This is a genomic window from Gemmobacter sp. LW-1 (genome assembly GCF_001303875.1).
GTDB classification, from domain to species: Bacteria; Pseudomonadota; Alphaproteobacteria; order Rhodobacterales; family Rhodobacteraceae; genus Gemmobacter; species Gemmobacter caeni.
The window spans coordinates 1-16,243 of the sequence record NZ_LJSC01000022.1 but is presented as its reverse complement, the minus strand read 5'-3'; the positions used below and the strand labels follow the sequence as shown (position 1 = coordinate 16,243).

General features: G+C 65.4%; 15 protein-coding genes. 7 read left to right on the top strand and 8 right to left on the bottom strand.

From position 1 onward, the window contains the following. Nucleotides 1-36 precede the first annotated feature (36 nt). Genes AO684_RS03160 through AO684_RS03145 form a run of 4 tightly spaced genes read right to left on the bottom strand, consistent with a single transcriptional unit; the run spans nucleotide 37 to nucleotide 4,681 of the window. The gene (locus AO684_RS03160) at nucleotides 37-1,008 is read right to left on the bottom strand and encodes an ABC transporter permease (RefSeq protein WP_054301294.1); all 972 of its coding nucleotides are present in this window, start codon (nucleotides 1,006-1,008) and stop codon (nucleotides 37-39) included. Next, complete coding sequence (locus AO684_RS03155; RefSeq protein WP_054301293.1) at nucleotides 1,001-2,497, bottom strand: sugar ABC transporter ATP-binding protein; 1,497 nt, start codon at nucleotides 2,495-2,497, stop codon at nucleotides 1,001-1,003. The genes AO684_RS03160 and AO684_RS03155 overlap by 8 nt, the downstream gene beginning before the upstream one ends. Then, a complete protein-coding gene (locus tag AO684_RS03150; RefSeq protein ID WP_200907786.1) occupies nucleotides 2,494-3,618 on the bottom strand; it encodes a Gfo/Idh/MocA family protein in 1,125 nt (374 codons plus the stop codon). Before AO684_RS03150 ends, AO684_RS03155 begins: the two co-directional genes overlap by 4 nt. Nucleotides 3,619-3,622: 4 nt before the next feature. Next, nucleotides 3,623-4,681, bottom strand: coding sequence for a sugar phosphate isomerase/epimerase (locus AO684_RS03145; protein WP_054301292.1), 1,059 nt, complete (start codon nucleotides 4,679-4,681; stop codon nucleotides 3,623-3,625). Between the two features lie 140 nt (nucleotides 4,682-4,821). Here AO684_RS03145 and AO684_RS03140 point away from each other — a divergent pair, with 140 nt between their 5' ends. Next, nucleotides 4,822-5,823 (top strand): LacI family DNA-binding transcriptional regulator, encoded by a 1,002-nt coding sequence (locus AO684_RS03140; RefSeq protein WP_054301291.1) that lies wholly within the window; start codon nucleotides 4,822-4,824, stop codon nucleotides 5,821-5,823. 16 nt (nucleotides 5,824-5,839) lie between these two features. On the opposite strand, the gene AO684_RS03135 is transcribed toward AO684_RS03140, so the two are convergent. Next, a complete protein-coding gene (locus tag AO684_RS03135) occupies nucleotides 5,840-6,475 on the bottom strand; it encodes a GntR family transcriptional regulator (protein ID WP_211317730.1) in 636 nt (211 codons plus the stop codon). A gap of 183 nt (nucleotides 6,476-6,658) precedes the next feature. On the opposite strand from AO684_RS03135, the gene AO684_RS03130 reads away from it, so the two are divergent. From AO684_RS03130 to AO684_RS03110, 5 genes are read left to right on the top strand one after another with little or no spacing between them, the layout of a single operon-like run. Further along, the gene (locus AO684_RS03130) at nucleotides 6,659-7,459 is read left to right on the top strand and encodes an ABC transporter substrate-binding protein (RefSeq protein WP_054301289.1); all 801 of its coding nucleotides are present in this window, start codon (nucleotides 6,659-6,661) and stop codon (nucleotides 7,457-7,459) included. Nucleotide 7,460: 1 nt separating this feature from the next. Continuing rightward, the gene (locus tag AO684_RS03125) at nucleotides 7,461-7,898 is read left to right on the top strand and encodes a hypothetical protein (protein ID WP_054301288.1); all 438 of its coding nucleotides are present in this window, start codon (nucleotides 7,461-7,463) and stop codon (nucleotides 7,896-7,898) included. Next, nucleotides 7,895-8,674: a D-glutamate cyclase family protein gene (locus AO684_RS03120; RefSeq protein ID WP_054301287.1), complete on the top strand. Its 780-nt coding sequence runs from the start codon at nucleotides 7,895-7,897 to the stop codon at nucleotides 8,672-8,674. The genes AO684_RS03125 and AO684_RS03120 overlap by 4 nt, the downstream gene beginning before the upstream one ends. Further along, nucleotides 8,662-9,336 (top strand): amino acid ABC transporter permease, encoded by a 675-nt coding sequence (locus AO684_RS03115; protein ID WP_054301286.1) that lies wholly within the window; start codon nucleotides 8,662-8,664, stop codon nucleotides 9,334-9,336. The genes AO684_RS03120 and AO684_RS03115 overlap by 13 nt, the downstream gene beginning before the upstream one ends. 5 nt (nucleotides 9,337-9,341) lie before the next feature. Then, nucleotides 9,342-10,466 carry an aminotransferase class V-fold PLP-dependent enzyme gene (locus AO684_RS03110; protein WP_054301285.1) on the top strand — a complete coding sequence of 375 codons (1,125 nt, stop codon included), beginning with the start codon at nucleotides 9,342-9,344 and terminating at the stop codon, nucleotides 10,464-10,466. A 33-nt stretch (nucleotides 10,467-10,499) separates the two neighbouring features. Here the strand turns inward: AO684_RS03110 and AO684_RS03105 are convergent, their stop codons facing one another. From AO684_RS03105 to AO684_RS03095, 3 genes are all read right to left on the bottom strand, one after another. After that, nucleotides 10,500-12,233 carry an OFA family MFS transporter gene (locus AO684_RS03105; protein ID WP_054301284.1) on the bottom strand — a complete coding sequence of 578 codons (1,734 nt, stop codon included), beginning with the start codon at nucleotides 12,231-12,233 and terminating at the stop codon, nucleotides 10,500-10,502. 252 nt (nucleotides 12,234-12,485) lie between these two features. After that, a complete protein-coding gene (locus AO684_RS03100) occupies nucleotides 12,486-14,390 on the bottom strand; it encodes a cache domain-containing protein (protein ID WP_235451200.1) in 1,905 nt (634 codons plus the stop codon). A gap of 56 nt (nucleotides 14,391-14,446) precedes the next feature. Then, nucleotides 14,447-15,820 (bottom strand): sigma-54 dependent transcriptional regulator, encoded by a 1,374-nt coding sequence (locus AO684_RS03095; protein WP_235451199.1) that lies wholly within the window; start codon nucleotides 15,818-15,820, stop codon nucleotides 14,447-14,449. A gap of 103 nt (nucleotides 15,821-15,923) precedes the next feature. Here AO684_RS03095 and AO684_RS03090 point away from each other — a divergent pair. Continuing rightward, nucleotides 15,924-16,243 (top strand): hypothetical protein (locus AO684_RS03090; protein WP_054301282.1); only part of this gene is annotated, 320 nt, incomplete at its 3' end.

Genomic DNA, 16,243 nt, shown 5'->3' with positions numbered 1-16,243 from the left:
TCCTCCCTGAGCGCCGCCCTCCCCGGCGGCGGATGGTTACCGCCCTTCGGCGGAAGATTTCCCGCGTTGCAGCACAACGGCGAGCACGATGATAACCCCCTGGATGGCCCCGTTCAGATAGGGCGACACGAGGTCGGCAAGGTTCAGGATATTGTCGATGAGGCTGAGGATCAGCACGCCCACCACCGTGCCCCAGACCCGACCATAGCCGCCCTTCAGCGCGGTGCCACCGATGATGACGGCGGCGATGGCCTCAAGTTCCCACAGAAGCCCGGTCGAGCCGGAGGCAGAGCCAAGGCGCGGGACGTAAAGGATGGTCGCGAGGCCGACCAGCACGCCAAGCGCGACATAGGTCATCAACTGCACGCGTTCGACCTTCACCGCCGAATAGCGCGCCACGCGGTCGTTCGATCCGATGGCCTCGCAATAGCGGCCGAAACGGGTGTGGCGCATGGCAAGTTCGCCCAGCACGGCCACCACGGCGAAGACCAGAATGGGCCATGTGATGCCGAAAATGCCGCCGTAGTAGACCGGGCGATAGAATTGCCGCGCCTCGAAATCGAGGCTGAGCGTGCCGCCGTCGGCAATCCAGGTCACGAGGCTGCGGAAGATGCCCATGGTGCCCAGCGTGACGATGAAAGGCTCGATCCCGGCACGGGTGATCAGCAAGCCATTCGCCAGCCCCGCCAGAAGCCCGACGCCAAGCGCAACAGCCATACCCGCCAGCACGAGCGGCACGCCAATCCCCAGCGTGGGCAGCATGGCGTTCATCGCAAGGATCATCATGCCCGCGATGAAAGCCGCCATCGACCCGACCGACAGGTCCAGCCCGCCCGAGGTGATGACGAAGGTCATACCCACCGCGATCATGCCGATGAAGGCGGACCGCGCCAGCACATTGGTAATATTGCCCGCCGACAGGAAGTTGGCGTTCAGAAATGCCCCCAGCACCACCAGAAGGATCAGCGCCGCCAGTGGCCCGAGGGTGGAAAGCGAAAGGTTACGCATCGGCTGTGGCCTCTTCGGTTGTGCCCATGACCAGCCGCACCACGGCGGTTTCGGTGATCGCATCGCCCTGCAACTCGCCCGCCACCCGGCCCTGCCGCATCACCAGAACGCGGTCCGAGAGGCCGAGGATTTCCGGCATGTCAGAGGAGATGACGATGACGCTCAGCCCGTCGCGGGCGAGGCGGTCGATGAAATGATAGATCTGGCTCTTGGTGCCGATGTCGATACCGCGCGTGGGCTCGTCGATGATGACGATCTGCGGATCGGGCAGCATGGTCTTGGCCAGCAACAGCTTCTGCTGGTTGCCGCCCGACAGGTTGCCCACCGCCATGTCGCGGCGCGGGGCGCGTATGTCGAAATCCTCGATGGCACGGGTCAGCGCGGTTTCCTCGGCCGGGCGCGAGATCATCAGGCGGCCAAAGCGGCCCAGCGTCGAAAGCGTCAGGTTCTCGCGCAGGGATTTGTCGAGCAGCAAGCCCAGTTCCTTGCGATCCTCGGTCAGATAGGCAAGGCCATGGGCAGCCGCATCGGCAGTGGAATGCAGCGTGATCGCTTGGCCCTCGCGGCGCAGGCTGCCACGGTGCGGGCGCAGACCCACCAGCCCTTCGGCCAGTTCAGTACGCCCCGATCCCACAAGGCCGGAAATCCCCAGCACCTCGCCCCGCCGCAGGGTGAAGCTGACATCCTGCACCACCGGCGGGACGCTGAAACCCTGCACCTCCAGCACCACGGGGCCAAAGCTGTCGCGCCGGGGCGGGAAGATGTCTTTGAGATCGCGCCCGACCATGGCAGTGGCCATGCCATCCTCTGTCAGCTCGCCGCGCAGCGCCTGCCGCACCACGGCGCCGTCGCGCAGAACGGTGATGCGGTCGGCCAGATGGCGCACCTCGTCCAGCCGGTGCGAGGTGTAAAGCAGCGCGACGCCACTGGCGCGCAAGCGGTCGATCTGACGAAACAGCACCTCAACCTCGCGGTGGGTCAGCACAGCGGAAGGCTCGTCCATGATCAGGACGCGCGCCTTGCGCCCCAGCGCCTTGGCGATCTCGACCATCTGGCGATCCGAGACCGCCAGATCGCGGATGCGGGCATCCGGGCTGACCCGGCAATCCAGTTGATCGAGCAGCGCCTGCGTCTCGCGCCGCATCGCGCGGTGGTCCAGCAGGAACCGTCCCGGCTCGCGTCCCAGGAACACATTCTGCGCCACCGTCAGATCGGGGGCGAGGTTGAATTCCTGATGGATGACGACGACGCCCGCCGCCTCGGCCTCCGCTCCGCTGCGATAGGGCGCGGGCTGGCCGTCCAGCAGCACCTGACCGGAGGTCGGCGCCAGAAAACCGCCGAGGATCTTCATGATGGTCGATTTGCCGGCGCCGTTTTCACCGATCAGCGCATGAACCTCGCCGGGTCTCAGCGCGAAGTCGATGCCATGCAGCACCTCGATCGGGCCGAAGCTCTTGTGCACATCCTGAAGCGCCAGCGCCGGGGTCATGGCGTGACCCAGGCCGCGTTGCGTTTCGCCGATTGCACGCAGGCTGCGACAAAGCGCATCCCCGAAAGCCCGTCAGAGAGGCCGGGGAACAACACGCCCTCCGGGCGCGCTTCGCCCGCCTCATGCGCTCGGATTGCCCGCGCGGCCTCGGTATAGATATTGGCGAAACCTTCCAGATAGCCCTCCGGGTGGCCGGGCGGCACGCGGGAGACACGCTGCGCCTCGGGCAACGCCCCGGCGCCATTGCGGGTCAGCAGGCGTTTGGGTTCGCCGAAGGGCGTGAACCACAGGCGGTTGGGGTTCTCCTGCTCCCATTCCAGCCCGCCTTTGGCGCCATAAACCCGCAACCGCAACCCGTTCTCGTTCCCCGGCGCCACCTGACTGGCCCAAAGCATCCCCTTCGCCCCGCCGGGATAGCGCAGCATCACATGGGCATTGTCATCCAGCGCCCGCCCCGGCACGAAGCTGGACAGATCGGCGGCCAGCGCTTCCGGCTCCATCCCCGTCACGAAAGCTGCGAGGTTCCAGGCATGCGTGCCGATGTCCCCCAGCGCACCGCCAAGGCCGGACCTTAGCGGATCGGTGCGCCAGTCAGCCTGTTTGCTGGCCACCGCCTCGGTCAGCCAGTCCTGCACATATTCCACCTGAACCAGCCGCAACGCGCCCAGATCGCCCGCCGCGATCATGGCACGGGCCTGCCGGATCAGCGGATAGCCGGTGTAGTTATGGGTCAGGATGAACAGCGCCTTCGAGGCTTCGGCTACCTTGGCGAGCCGCTTCGCCTCGGCCATGGTCGCGGTCAGCGGCTTGTCGCAAATGACGTGGATGCCGCGCTTGAGGAACTCGATGGCCGGCCCCGCGTGCATGTGGTTGGGCGTGACAATCGCCACCGCCTGAATGCCGTCCTTGCGCCGCGCCTCGCGCGCCGCCATCTGGCGGTAATCGTCATAGCTGCGCGCCAGCCCAAGTTCCGCCGCCGAAGCCGCCGCCCGCGCGGGATCGGAAGACAGCGCCCCCGCCACCAGCGCATACTGGCCATCGAGCCGCGCCGCTATGCGGTGCACCCCGCCGATGAAAGCCCCCTGTCCGCCGCCCACCATGCCCAGCCGGATCGGTTCCATCGTGTCAGCCCTCCAGCCCGAGCATGCGGCGATTGGCAGCGCGGTCGGTGCCCGCATCCGCGAAATCGTCAAACGCCTTTTCGGTGACGCGGATGATATGGGCCTGCACAAATTCGGCCCCCTCCCGCGCGCCATCCTCGGGGTGTTTCAGGCAGCATTCCCATTCGACCACCGCCCAGCCATCGAACCCGTATTGCGTAAGCTTCGAGAAGATCCCGCCGAAATCCACCTGCCCGTCACCCGGGCTGCGGAAGCGCCCGGCGCGATTGACCCAGGATTGATAGCCGCCATAGACCCCCTGCCGCCCGGTCGGGTTCAGCTCGGCATCCTTGACGTGGAACATGCGGATGCGCTCGTGATAGATGTCGATGTGTTCCAGATAGTCGAGATGCTGGAGCACATAATGCGACGGGTCATACAGCATGCAGGCCCGCGCGTGATTGCCGGTGCGCTCAAGGAACATCTCGTAGCTGATGCCGTCGTGCAGATCCTCGCCGGGGTGGATTTCATAGCAGAGATCCACACCGCAATCCTCGGCATGATCCAGCAGCGGGCGCCAGCGGCGGGCAAGCTCGTCAAAGGCTTCCTCGATCAGCCCGGCGGGGCGCTGCGGCCAGGGGTAGATATAGGGCCAAGCCAGCGCACCCGAGAAGGTGGCCATCGCCCCAAGCCCCAGACGGCGCGAGGCGGTCAGCGCCTTCTTCACCTGATCCTGCGCCCATTCCGCCCGCGCCGCCGGATTGCCGCGCACGGCGGGCACTGCGAAGCCGTCGAAGGCCACATCATAGGCCGGATGCACCGCAACCAACTGGCCTTGCAGATGGGTGGAAAGCTCGGTGATCGAGAGACCCGCCTCGGCGGCGATGCCCTTCACCTCGTCGCAATAGTCCTGCGAGGCGGCGGCGCGGTCCAGATCAAACAGCCGGGCGTCCCATGTCGGGATCTGCACCCCCCTGTAACCACAATCGGCAGCCCAGCGGGTAATCTCGGCGAAACTGTTGAACGGCGCCGCGTCCCCCGCGAATTGCGCAAGGAACAGGCCGGGGCCTTTGATCGTCCGCATCAGCTCCTCCCAAAACTGGTGACGGGACCGATTATGTAATCGGTTACATCAACGATAGACATGCGATGTAATCGTTTGCAATATGATTCTTGCACATCTGAACGGATTGAGCGCGCCGCAGCCCCGGCGTATGAAAGGCCATGAAGCACGACCGCCCCAAGATCAGCGACGTTGCCCGCCTTGCCGGGGTTTCCACCGCCACGGTCAGCCGGGCGTTGTCGACCCCCGAACGGGTCAGCGAGGACACCCGCGCCGCCGTGCAACAGGCGGTGGAGGCGACGGGATACCGGCTGAACCTCGCCGCGCGCAATCTGCGCCACCGGCGAACGGGCGGTATCGTGGCGCTGGTGCCAAACCTCGCCAACCCGTTCTTTTCGCAGATCCTGTCCGGCATCGCCTCGGTCCTTGGCCCGGCCGGTTACAACCTGCTGATTGCCGATACCCGCACCGCTGACGCGCAAACCCTGCTGGATTACGCCGAACCCAGCCGGGCCGACGGGCTGATCATTCTTGACGGCACGCTGCCCGCCGCCGCGCTGCAAGGGCGCGTGCCGGTGGTCGAGGCCTGCGAATGGGTGCCCGGCCTGCCCGCGCCGCGCGTGAAGATCGACAATCGCGCTGCGGCGGGACTGGCCGTAGATCATCTGGCCGATCTGGGCCATTGCCGCATCGGCCATGTCGCCGGGCCACGCGGCAACGTGCTGACCGAGGCGCGGCTGTCCGGCACGGCCGAGGCTCTGGCGGCGCGCGGCCTGCCCTTCCCCGAGGACTATCTTTATCCCGGCGATTTCTCGCTGGATTCCGGGCGCACGGCGGCGCGCATCTGGCTGGATCAACCCGCCGCCACCCGCCCGACCGCAGTATTCTTCGCCTCCGACGCCATGGCCTGCGGTTTCATCGGCGAGGTGCAGCGCCACGGGCTGCGCGTGCCGGGCGACCTGTCGGTGGTGGGCTTTGACGATATCGAACTGGTCGCCCATATCTCGCCACCGCTGACCACGATCCGCCAGCCCCGAACCGAGATCGGCCGCGCCGCCGCCGAACGCATGCTGGCCTGCCTGAAGGGTGAGGCCCGCGATGCCGATACCGTGCTGCCGGTCGAGCTGATCCTGCGCGCCAGCACCGGCCCCGCCCCGGCCTGACCGTTTCCCCGGCCCTTCAGGACGCGATTGCCCGGAACGCCTGTTCGCCCTCGATCACGAAGCGCAGCATCCGGTCCGAAGCCGCAACCGCGTCGCGGGCCTGAAATGCGGCCAGCAGATCACGTTGCCCCTCGACAATGATGCGGTTGGTTGCATCGTCACGCATCGTGGTCAGCCGGACGGTCTGCACCTGCACCAGGTAACGGCGGATGGTGTCGACCAGCACCCGGTTCGGCACGATGTCGAGCCAGCGGTTACGGTAAACCTCGCAGGCGTGGAAGAACAGCGGTACGTCGCCCGACACCAGCGAGCCCTGCGTCTGCGCGACCGCATGCGTCAGATCGGCCAGCACCTCGGACGTCATCGCCTGCGCGGCCATGGCGGCAGCACGGGGGTCCAGCATGCGGCGCAGCTCAAACACCTCCAGCACCTCGGCGCGGCTGAGGTTCGGCAGTGTGAAACCACGCGTTGTCGGCACCAGATAGCCCTCCGCAGCCAGTCGCATCAGCGCATCGCGCGCAGGCATCCGCGACACCCCCAGTTCAGTCGCAATGACGGTGTCGATCAGCCGATCTTCCCAGCCGACCTCGCCGCGCTGGATACGCGTCATCAGCACGTCATAGATCCGATCACGATGGCTTTGCCTGGACATTTGCATACTCTTTGGAAGCCGATTAACTGTATAAAAACTGAATTTCATCAATATATAAAGGATATTCTTATATCCGAGCGACATTTTGAATCCGAAATATCTCTTGAAAAGTATACAGTTTATGGCACCATTCCTTGCAGAATCGGGCCGATGAGAGACCCGAAGTCCAACAGGGAGGTTCCCATGAAAATGACCCGCCGCACCGGCATCGTCGCCGGTCTGATGCTTGGCCTGAGCTTGTCGACCGCCGCTTTCGCGCAGGATGCGCTGCGCGTTGGCGCCTATCCGGCCAACCCGCCATGGGAAAACAAGACCGAGGCGGGCACGTTCGAGGGGTTCGAGGTCGATATCGTGAACGAAATCGCCCGGCGCATGGGCACCACCGCCAATATCGACGGCATGGATTTCAAGGCGCTGTTCGTCGCCTCTGCCTCGGGCCGGGTGGATATGGTGATTTCCTCGCTGACCATCACCAATGAACGGCTGGAAAGCCAGTCTTTCACTCAGCCCTATTTCCAGGGCGCGCTGGGGATCGGCGTCAAGGACGGGTCCGACATCGCGTCGGTCGAGGGGCTGAAGGGCAAGGTTGTGGGGTCGGTTGCCACCTCTTTCCCCGAAAACTGGCTGAAAGAACGCGAAGCCGAAATCGGTTATGCCGAATACAAAAGCTATGACACCACTTCGAACATGCTGACCGATCTGCTGAACGGGCGGATTGACGCGGCGGTGAACGATGTGGTCGGCCTGCGCTATGCCTTCACCCAGATGAAGGGCCTGACCGTGGGGGCAGAGATCGTCACGGGTGAGAAATTCGCCATGATGATGCCGAAGGGTTCGGACAAGCTGGAACAGGTGAACCAGATCCTGTCCGACATGAAGTCGGATGGCACCATGGCGGCGATCTATGAGAAATGGATGGGCGTCGCCCCGGCGGCGGACAGCTATACAGTGACGCCGATGCCGGTGCCGACCTCGGCCGACTGAGATGCAGGATATCGCACATCTGGCCTCGGTGCGCGTGGAGGCGCCTTCTGATTTCACCTTCGGCCATCTGGCAGATGGGCGAAAGCTGGGCCGTTGGGCACTGGGGTCGATGGATTTGCAGCCGGAGGCCGAACCCGGCCTCTGGCGCGGGGTATCGCTCTTCGACGGGTCGGAGGCGGCGGTGGAAATCCGACCGGATCCCGATCTGGGGCTGATCGACTTTCACCTTGGCGCGGCGGGTGCGCGGGTGCCGCGGGTCTCGATCCGCGTGACGCCCGGGCCTGATTGGGGGTTGCCTGCGGGCGCCTGCCTCGTCGCGATGACGACCTGGCGCGCGGGCTGGATGGATGACGACCGCTGGATGCGCACCCGCAAGACGCATGAGCTTGAGGTGCTGCTGTTCAAAGCGCAGATCGAAACCGACTGGCACGCGGCATGACCCCGGCGGACTGGCGGCAACGATTTCGAGCGGGCGAGGTGCGGCAGACGGCGGCGCTGTGTCCGGGCTGGACACAGGCCAATCTGGCGCTGATCCCTGCCGCCTTCGCCGATGATTTCGAAAGCTTCCTGCACGCCAATCCCGCCGCCTGCCCCTTGCTGGCGCGCGGAAGGGCGGGCGATCCGGCGCTGCCGGATCTGGGTGACATCGATCTGCGCCGTGACCTGCCGCTTTACCGGACGTTCCGCGACGGGCAGCCAACCGGCACCCTGCCCGACATCGCCGCGCATTGGCGCGACGATCTGGTGCCCTTCGCCATCGGCTGTTCGCTGAGTTTCGAGGCCGATCTGGTGGCGGCTGGTGTCGCCCTGCGCTGCCATGCGTCGGGGCGAAGCTGCTCGGCCTTCGACACCGCATTGCCCAACCGGGCGGCGGGACCGTTCGGCGGCAATCTGGTGGTGACGATGCGCGCTGTTCCGGCGGATCAGGTCGCGCTGACGACCGAGGTCACACGCAACCATCCCCAGGCGCATGGCGCGCCGGTCCATGCCGGCGATCCGGCGGTGATCGGGGTCGACCTGTCACGTCCGATCGACGGGCTGGGGCTGACCGACGTTCGGCCCGGCGAAGTCGCGGTGTTCTGGGCCTGCGGCGTGACGATGGAACGCGCCATCGCCTCGGCCCGGCTGCCCTTCGCCATCACCCATGCACCGGGGCACATGCTGATCACCGACCTTCCCGCCCAGCCGCATGGAGCGAGCGCATGGACGCCGTAGACATCTTCTTCAACGCCGATGTGATGCGACGCGCTTTCCCGATCCTGTTGCGCGGACTGGGAATGACGCTGGCGCTTGGTGTCACCGCCATCGTGATGGGCACGGCGCTGGGGGTCGGCATCGCGCTGATGCGGCTTTATGCGCCCAAACCGCTGCGGCTGTTCGCGGTGCTGTATACCGATCTCATGCGCGCCATGCCGGTTCTGGTGGTGCTCATCCTGATCTATTACGCCCTGCCCTTCGCGGGGGTCGTGCTGTCCTCCTTCGCCGCCGCCGCCATCGCGCTGTCGCTGGTGCTGGGCGCCTATACGGCAGAGGTGATGCGTGCGGGCATTCAGGCGGTCCCGAAGGGCCAGTTCGAGGCCGCAGCAGCGCTTGGCATCCATTTCTGGCTGGCCATGCGCAAGGTCGTGCTGCCGCAGGCCATGCGCATCGTAATCCCGCCGCATGCCTCGAACTGCGTGAGCATCATCAAGGACACCTCGCTCGCCTCGGTCGTCGCCATGACCGACCTGCTGAAACAGGCCACCGATGCGCAGGCCCTGTTCGCCAATCCCACGCCCCTGATCGGCGCCGCGCTGATCTATGTGGCGATCCTTTGGCCGCTGGTGCGGCTGACCGGCTGGCTGGAGCAACGCTTCCAGCGCGCCTATCAACGGTAAGACCTATGCAAGACAGCTATTTCCTTTATCACTCCATCGGCCAGTATCCCGGCAAGGCCGAGGATCTGGCCCACGCCATGGCCGAATTTGCAGCCGTCTGGGCAGCGCCGGATGACGCGCAATGGGGCTACCTGCTGGGCAAACGCGCGAGCTTCATCGAACACTGGCGCGGCATCATCGGCGCGCCGGAGGGCAGCCTGACCACCTGCGAGAATGTCACGCAGGGCTTGCACATGCTGATGACCGCGCTGCCGCCGGAGCGGCTGTCCGGCAAGCGGGTGCTGGTGGCGGCAGATTGCTTTCCGTCGAACCACTTCCTCCTGACGAAATTGCAGGACCGGCTGGGGTTCACACTGGAAACCGTGCCGATGCGGCAGGGTGCCGCCTGGGTGGAGCCCGAGGATTTCCTTGCGCATTGGGGGCCAGATGTGGCTGTAGCGCTGCTGACATGGGTCGCCTCCACCACCTCGCACCGGATCGACCTGCCCGCGATGGTGGCGCATGGCCGGACTATGGGCAGCCTGATCGGGGTGGACATTACACAGGGCGCGGGGCTGCTGCCCTTCGACGTCGCCGATCCGGCGGTGGATTTCACCATCTCGACCAGCCTGAAATGGATGTGCGGCACGCCCGGCGCGGGCATCCTGCATGTGGCGCCGGATCTGATCAGCCAGTGTCAGCCCGAGCTGCGCGGCTGGTTCAGCCAGCCCGACCCGTTCAACTGGGCGCTGGACCGCTTCGCTTATGCCCCCGACATCCGCCGCTTTGACAACGGCACGCCGGGCTGCATGGCGGCCATCGCCTCGCTGCCCGCGCTGGACTGGCACGCCGCGCAGGATCACGCGGCACTGCTGGCACAGAACCGGAGACAGACCGCGCGGATCATCATCGCCGCGGATGAGATGGGGCTGGACCTGATCACCCCGCGCGCGGAAACCGCACGCGGCGGCTCGGTCATGTTGCGGCTGCCCAACAGCCACCCGGCGCCGCAGATCGTAGCGGCGCTGCGTTCGGCAGGTATTGCCACCGACGGGCGCGGGCAGATTCTGCGCACCTCGCCCGGTCCCGTCACCACTGATGACGGGGTGCAAGCGTTGGTCACGGCGCTGCGCCACCTGCTGCGCCCCTAAGGTGAAAAAGGGCGCCACTGGCGCCCCCTTCCATCATTCTGCCGGAACGCGCGCCAGCTTTGGTTCGTCGTGATGGTGATGTTCCTTCACCGGCCGCATCAGCATATTCGCGATGAAAGCCACAACCAGCAGCGCCGCCATCGCATACATCGTCGTGTTGTAAAGGCTTGGCGTCGGGTCAATGGTGCCCGCGGGTGCAATCTCCATCAGCCGGGCGATAGTCACCGTCTTGGCGGCGACAAGGCTGTCTAGCTGATCGAGCGGCGCCCCGAACTTTTCGGAAAAGGCCGCCGGATCGACGCGCGAGGCCAGATCCCGGATTGCGCTGCCCACCGACATGTCGCGCAGGCTGGTGATGGCCAGCGGCCCCAGCACCCCGGCGGTGGACCAGGCGGTCAGGATGCGGCCATGGATGCCGCCGACATGCATCGTCCCGAACAGATCCGCGATATAGGCCGGGATGGTGGCGAAGCCGCCGCCATACATGGTGAAGATAACCATGGTGGCGATGTAGAACCCTACCAGATAGAACATCGACGGGCTGGCGCTGCCGGTGCTGGCGAAATAGGGGATCGACAGATACAGCAACGTCCCCAGCAGGAAGAAGATCATATAGGTCGGTTTGCGCCCGATATAATCCGAGGTCGAGGCCCAGAAGAACCGCCCCAGCATGTTGAAGACCGAGATCATCAGCACATAGGTCGAGGCGAAGGCGGCGGTGACGACCAGCGGCATGGTGGTGCCGAAGATTTCCGACATCATGGTCTTGGCGACGCCGATCACACCGATCCCGGCGGTCACGTTGAAGCAAAGCATGATCCACAGCTGCCAGAACTGCGGGGTTTTCAGCGCCTGATTGATGTCAACATTGGCAGAGGTGATGAGGCCATTGGCGGCGGCGGGTTTCGGCTGCCAGCCGGCGGGCTTCCAGCCCGGTGCGGGCACGCGATAAAGGAACGCCGCCACGATCATCACGACGAAATAGCCGATGCCAAGCGCAAGGAAGGTGGCCGCCGCGCCGGTATTGCCGGTGCCCACGGCGTAAACACCTGCCTCGCCGCCACCCGGCAGTGCCGCCGCCTGCGCGGCGGAGGCCACCACAACCTCAACCTTGCCTGCTGCGGTTTCCGCGAATTGCCGGCCGCCTTCGGTGACGAGCGTCACCGTCTCCTGCGCACCCAGAAACTCAGGCGCCTTGGCGAAAGTCTGCATCAGCCAGCCCTTCAGCGGCGTGGCAATGATAGCCCCGCCACCAAAGCCCATGATCGCAAGCCCCGTCGCCATGCCGCGCCGGTCGGGGAACCAGCGGATCAGGGTAGACACCGGCGAGACATAGCCAAGCCCCAGCCCGCAGCCGCCGATCACGCCATAGCCAAGATACACAAGCCAGAGCTGATGGGTGGCAATCCCGACCGAGCCGATGACAAATCCACCGCCCCAGCAGATCGCCGCGACCACGCCCACCATGCGGGGGCCCACTTCTTCCAGCCACCGCCCTGCAAAAGCGGCGGAAAGACCAAGAAACACGATCGCGACCGAGAAGATCCAGACCACCGAGGCCAGCGACCAGTCGTCAGCCGCCGGGGCCACGACACCAAGCTGCTTGGTCAGCGCCGGATTGAACACCGACCATGCGTAGACCGATCCGATGCACAGATGAATGGCGATGGAAGCCGGTGGCACCAGCCAGCGGTTGAAGCCGGGCTTGGCGACGATGTGGTCTTTCCGCAAGAAGCCGAAAGCGCCGCCTGACTTGACGTTGCTCATGGGTTTTCCCTCCCTTTTTAGCGGGGGATGACGCGCCAGCCCCTCCTGCCTTGCGCCTCTCCCGATCTGGCATGCGACAGCATGCCGCTTCAGACTTGCGAGGGAATCATTTGCAGGTCAACAAAATTTATTAATAATTTCAATGAGTTAAATTGTCATTTTGGCTGTAATGATTTCTCCGATACGCCAAAACAGGGACATTCTGTCCGCAACGGTGCAGGCCTTGTGCTGAATGTGGGACATTTTGTCCATTTACGGACTTTCTACGACCGGCAGGCGGATCACGAAGCGGCTGCCCTTTCCCGGCGCCGAGCGGACCCCGATCCGCCCTCCGGCGCGGGTGATCAGCGTCTGGCTGATCGACAGACCCAGCCCGGTGCCCTGCGCCTGCTTGGTGGTGAAGAACGGGTCGAAGATGCGGCGCTGGATCTCTGCACTCATCCCGGTGCCGCTATCGGCCACTCCGATCTCGACCCTGCCCTGCCGCAGGGCCACAGACAGGGACAGCACGCCACCGCCCGGCATGGCGTGAACGGCGTTGAGGATCAGGTTGACGACCACTTGCTGAAGCTCGGTCCGTTCCATGAACACCTGCGCCTCCGTTGCCAGATCGGTGCGGATTTCGATGCCTGCCCCCTCGATCTGACGACGGGTCAACACCAGACAGTCCCGCACCACCTGCGCGGGCGAGATGATGTTGGCCGCGCCGGAATATTCGCCGGGCCGCGCGAATTGCAGCAGCTTCGAGACGATGGTACCGATGCGGTAAACCTGATCGTCGATCAGGTCGAATTCGGTCTTTACCGGCGCCGCGCCTTCGCCCAGCACCATGCGCGCCACATCCAGATTGCCCTGGATGACCGCGATGGGATTGTTGATCTCATGCGCGACGCCTGCCGTGATCTCGCCCACTGCGGCAAGCTTTTCCGACATGATCAGCCGTTCGGTCGTGCGTTCCAGCCTCCGGTTGGCGTCGCGCAGGTCACGGGTGCGTTCTTCGACTTTCTGGTTCAGTTGCTCGTTCCAGTCGCGCAACTGGCGGTCACGCTCCTGCACAGTATCCAGCAACCCGTCGAGGTGATCGGCCACGCGCGAGATTTCGTCATCCCCGGCGCCGATCCGGTTACGGGCATCCATCTCGCCCGCCTCGACCCGTGCGATAGTCTGGCCCATCCGCTCCAGCGGCAGGAAGATGCGCCCCGCCCATCGCAGGAAGATCGGCACCGACAGCGCGGCGATGGCCAGGAACACCAGCGTGGCAATCAGGTAAGAGCGGGTTTTCTCGGCCCGGAACGGCGCTTCCAGAAAGCCGACATACAGCATCCCGATCCGCGCACCGTGGCTGTCGATGATCGGCTCATAGGCCGAGATATACCAGTCGTTCACCACGAAGGCGCTGTCGAGCCATGTCTGCCCCTCACCCAGAACCCGCGCGCGCACCGCCTGCGAAACACGGGTACCAAGGGCCCGGACATTCTCGAACAGGCGCACATTGGTCGAGATGCGCACATCGTCAAGAAACAGCGTCGCGGTGCCCTGGCTGCCCTCGGGCAGGCTGCGCGACTGGTAGACCAGTGCGTTGATCGTGTCGATGAAATCGAGGTTTCGGTTCAGAAGCAACCCACCCACCAGCGCCGCCGCACGGCCATCGGGCAGGCGCAGCGGCGCGGCGGAATGGATGATCATGCCACGATCCTCGGTCAGCCGGTCGGTCGGCGCGGCATTGGGAGTGGCCACCAGCGGCACCGCCGCCCGTGCCGCCAAGCCGGGGGTCAAAGCCTCCATCGCGGCAGGTGACAGGATATCCACCGCCGCCTTGCCCTGCCCTTGCAGCGCGGCGCCGATCACCGGCCAATCGGCAGGCAAAAAACCGGCCGGGGCGTCAGTACCATCGGTCACATACAGGAAATCCAGCCCCAGCGTCTGCTTTTGCGTCGCGATCAGTGCCGTCAGATCGTCCGGCCTCTGAAGCGCGCGTTCCATCGCCACCGATTGCGCCAGCGCATCCAGCCTTTCGCCCGAAAGCTCCAGCAGGCGCGCAAGATACTGGTCGGCAATGGTCAGGTCGCCATTCACCTTGACGATCAGCAAATCGTCCACCTTGCCCGACCAGCGCTGCATCGTGGCGCCAAGCAGAAGCGGCAGCAGCACCAGCATGGGCAACAGCGCAATCAGCAGCAGCCGCACCCGGACCGAGCGCAGGAGCCGCGCCACTAAAGCCCCCAGCCCGCGCATTTGCGGTCAATGGTCTTGCGCGAAATGCCCAGACGCCGCGCCGCCTCGCTGCGGTTGCCGCCGGTCAGATCCAGCGCGCGCAGGATCAGGCGGCGTTCCACCGCATCCAGAGGCTCGATGGCCTCGGCCTGCCGCTGTGGCGGAGCCAGCGTTTCCAGCGGAAACCGCCCGAAGATCAGGGCGCGTTCGATGAAATTGCGCAACTCGCGGATATTGCCGGGCCAGTCATGCCGCAACAGGGCCGCGCGGGTCGTGCTGTCCATCTCCAGCGGGGCAAGGCTCTGACGTTGCGCGATCTCGGTCAGGAACAGATCCGCAAGGTCAATCACGTCGGTTTCGCGATGTCGCAGCGGCGGCATGTCGATCTGAAGCACATTGATGCGGAAAAACAGATCCTGCCGGAAGCGCCCCGCTGCCACTTCGGGTTCCAGCGGGCGGCCGGAGGCGAGGACGAAACGCAGGTCCAGCGCCAGATCCCGCGCCGCCCCCAGCGGACGGATCCGGCCATCCTCCACCACCCGCAGCAGCGCCGATTGCGCGGCGGGGCTGAGTTCGGCGACCTCGTCCAGAAAAACCGTGCCTCCTTGCGCCGAAGGCAGAAAACCCTCGCGCCCTTCGGGAATGCCGGGCAAGGCACCGGCGATATGGCCGAACAGTTCCGCCTCGATCCGGTCGGGCGGGATGGCGGCGCAGTTGATCGGCACGAAGGGCCGGTCGGCGCGGTCGGAGATCCCGTGCAGATGCCGCGCTGCGACTTCCTTGCCGGTACCCGAAGCCCCAGTGATCAGAAGCGGCGTGGTCACCCCGGCCACCCGTGCCAGCATGTCCCGCACCGCGGCGATGCTGGCGGAACTGCCGATCAGCCGGTTGCGCCGCCCGGGCCCGGTATCGCCGCTGGCCAGTTCATGCCGCAGAAGCAGATTTTCTCGCCGCAGTTGTGCCATCTGCAAGGCCCGCCGCACCGCGTTCAGAAGCTGGTTCGACCGGAAGGGTTTCAGCACGAAGTCCGAGGCACCCGCCCGCAGCGCCTCGATAGCTGTTTCCAGATCGGCATAGGCGGTGATCATGATGGTTTCGGCAAAGCCGCCCCGGCGGCGCTGTTCGGCCAGCCAATCCAGCCCTTTCAGGCCGGGCATGATATTGTCGAGGATCACAATGTCGAAATTGCCGCGATCCAGCTGCGCATCTGCTTCGGCCGTGGTGCCCGCAACCTCGACCGCCTGACAGAAGGGCGCCAGCGTCTTCATCAGGAAGTTGCGCATCCCGGCTTCGTCATCCACCACCAGAACGCGGGCACGCGACAGAAGCCGCGTCAGCGCCGCATCCTCGATGGCCACGGGTGGCATGGTCATGTCGGCGTCTCCCCTCGCTGCGACGGGGCGAGCCTAGCGGGCAATCGGCGCGAGGTCGAGAACCCGGCTTGAGGGCGGTCCCCACGCACCTTAGGCTGCGGGAATGAACCCGCTCGCACCGCTTGCCGAAACGACAGATCTGCGCCAGTTGCGTGCGCCCTGGGCGCCCGCGCTTTGCGTGGTCTTTGCACGACATGCCAGCGGCCAGCCCGGCACCGGAACCGGACCTTCCGCCGGGAGCGCCCGCCTGCGCGCGCTGGGGGAGGTGGCAGAGGGCCTGTCATTGGGACCGGAGGCGCATCCTGAACCCGTACCCGCGCGGGATGCCACGGGCAGGATCGTGCTGGAAGATGCCCGCGCCCTGCCGGGGCCAGAGGGGCTGGGCAGCGAAGGGGCGGCGGCGCAGGACAGCGACGCGGCGGC

Excerpts from the sequence above, each read along its gene's own strand:
- AO684_RS03095 (WP_235451199.1), bottom strand. The coding sequence starts at position 15,820 with ATGACCATGCCACCCGTGGCCATCGAGGATGCGGCGCTGACGCGGCTT.
- AO684_RS03150 (WP_200907786.1), bottom strand. The coding sequence starts at position 3,618 with ATGGAACCGATCCGGCTGGGCATGGTGGGCGGCGGACAGGGGGCTTTC.
- AO684_RS03140 (WP_054301291.1), top strand. The coding sequence starts at position 4,822 with ATGAAGCACGACCGCCCCAAGATCAGCGACGTTGCCCGCCTTGCCGGG.
- AO684_RS03160 (WP_054301294.1), bottom strand. The coding sequence starts at position 1,008 with ATGCGTAACCTTTCGCTTTCCACCCTCGGGCCACTGGCGGCGCTGATC.
- AO684_RS03130 (WP_054301289.1), top strand. The coding sequence starts at position 6,659 with ATGAAAATGACCCGCCGCACCGGCATCGTCGCCGGTCTGATGCTTGGC.
- AO684_RS03115 (WP_054301286.1), top strand. The coding sequence starts at position 8,662 with ATGGACGCCGTAGACATCTTCTTCAACGCCGATGTGATGCGACGCGCT.
- AO684_RS03125 (WP_054301288.1), top strand. The coding sequence starts at position 7,461 with ATGCAGGATATCGCACATCTGGCCTCGGTGCGCGTGGAGGCGCCTTCT.
- AO684_RS03110 (WP_054301285.1), top strand. The coding sequence starts at position 9,342 with ATGCAAGACAGCTATTTCCTTTATCACTCCATCGGCCAGTATCCCGGC.
- AO684_RS03145 (WP_054301292.1), bottom strand. The coding sequence starts at position 4,681 with ATGCGGACGATCAAAGGCCCCGGCCTGTTCCTTGCGCAATTCGCGGGG.
- AO684_RS03105 (WP_054301284.1), bottom strand. The coding sequence starts at position 12,233 with ATGAGCAACGTCAAGTCAGGCGGCGCTTTCGGCTTCTTGCGGAAAGAC.
- AO684_RS03100 (WP_235451200.1), bottom strand. The coding sequence starts at position 14,390 with ATGCTGGTGCTGCTGCCGCTTCTGCTTGGCGCCACGATGCAGCGCTGG.
- AO684_RS03120 (WP_054301287.1), top strand. The coding sequence starts at position 7,895 with ATGACCCCGGCGGACTGGCGGCAACGATTTCGAGCGGGCGAGGTGCGG.
- AO684_RS03155 (WP_054301293.1), bottom strand. The coding sequence starts at position 2,497 with ATGACCCCGGCGCTGGCGCTTCAGGATGTGCACAAGAGCTTCGGCCCG.
- AO684_RS03135 (WP_211317730.1), bottom strand. The coding sequence starts at position 6,475 with ATGTCCAGGCAAAGCCATCGTGATCGGATCTATGACGTGCTGATGACG.